Raw genomic sequence first — 1,166 nt, 5'->3', positions numbered from 1 at the left:
AGGGCTGCACTACAATCTGTTCCGGTATTATGACCCGGACTGCGGAAGGTTTACGCAGCAGGACCCGATAGGGCTGGAGGGGGGGATAAACCTTTACCAGTACGCGCCGAATGCGCTGGGGTGGGTGGATCCGTGGGGGTTGAGTAGGTGTTCATCCTCAGGTAAATATAAGCCTGGAACCATTCTGGGACGTACAGTCTATAAAAATACTGTTGATATACATCCAGGTGTCCCTAAGTCGGTTCATCCGTCAGTTCATCCTTCAATCAAAGCGAAAGTTAAGGATGGTTGGACAAATGTTGATTTGATGAAGAATGGCTATGCTCCGATTGGCACGGATGGAAAACAAGTTAACCTCCATCATGTTCTTGGACAAGAGCCTGGACCGATGGTGGAAATTCTTTCATCAACGCATAAGCTGTATCATAAGCAATTGCATGGATTAATTGAGAATGGTGGGAGTTTTAGAAATACTCCTGAACTTGATAGGCAGTACAACAGATTTAGAAGCGCGTATTGGAAGTTGAGATCATTGGATTTTTAATAGGGTGTAAAAGATGACTATCAAAACTGCAATTGAGCATTTAGATAAGAATGCTACAGACGAGGTGTTTTGGTTAGGCCCGGTTGATCTAGAGCAGATTGACATACTTGAAAATAATCTGGGTATTAAACTCCCACTTGATTTTAAAGAGTTCTTACATTTGGTTGGCGGCGGCGGTGTAATTGGAGAGGAGATCTCAGGAGTTGTTGATAACAATGCCCTCGAAGAATCCGGAGGTGCTGTTTTTTATGATACAAATTATTGCCGGACTGAGTTCTCCCTTCCTGAAAACTATGCAGTTATCTATTTCAAAGATGACGAAGTTTGTTGGTGTATAGACTGTGGCGGCAAAACTTTTGGTCGAGTTATTAATTATGATCTGTTTTCCAGAAAAGAAACAAACACTTTAAACGCTTCGTTTTCTGAGTTTTTTGATAATTATGTGAAATTACGGACATGATTTTTTTTAAGTAAATTTTGATCTTTTCAATCAAGAGCTAACATTATAAGGTCTAAGATGGAACTTGGGCCTTATAATGTAAATGGGTCCCAAGAAACGGTGGCGTCATTCTTGCTAAATCTGAGAGTCTTGCCTTTCTGGAAGAGCGCTTGCGCGAGGATC

Annotated in this window: 2 protein-coding genes; both read left to right on the top strand. The window is 41.7% G+C overall.

Going from position 1 to position 1,166, the window contains the following annotated elements; genetic code table 11:
* A partial coding sequence (locus L977_RS23525; RefSeq protein ID WP_331422179.1) for an HNH/ENDO VII family nuclease occupies positions 1-544 on the top strand: 544 nt, incomplete at its 5' end.
* Positions 545-557: 13 nt separating this feature from the next.
* Positions 558-1,004 carry an SMI1/KNR4 family protein gene (locus tag L977_RS02750; protein WP_023330592.1) on the top strand — a complete coding sequence of 149 codons (447 nt, stop codon included), beginning with the start codon at positions 558-560 and terminating at the stop codon, positions 1,002-1,004.
* Positions 1,005-1,166 lie beyond the last annotated feature (162 nt).

The sequence above is a fragment of the Enterobacter sp. ZOR0014 genome, from assembly GCF_000798855.1.
Taxonomy (GTDB): domain Bacteria; phylum Pseudomonadota; class Gammaproteobacteria; order Enterobacterales; family Enterobacteriaceae; genus Enterobacter; species Enterobacter kobei.
This window is presented reverse-complemented; position numbering and strand designations above follow the sequence as displayed.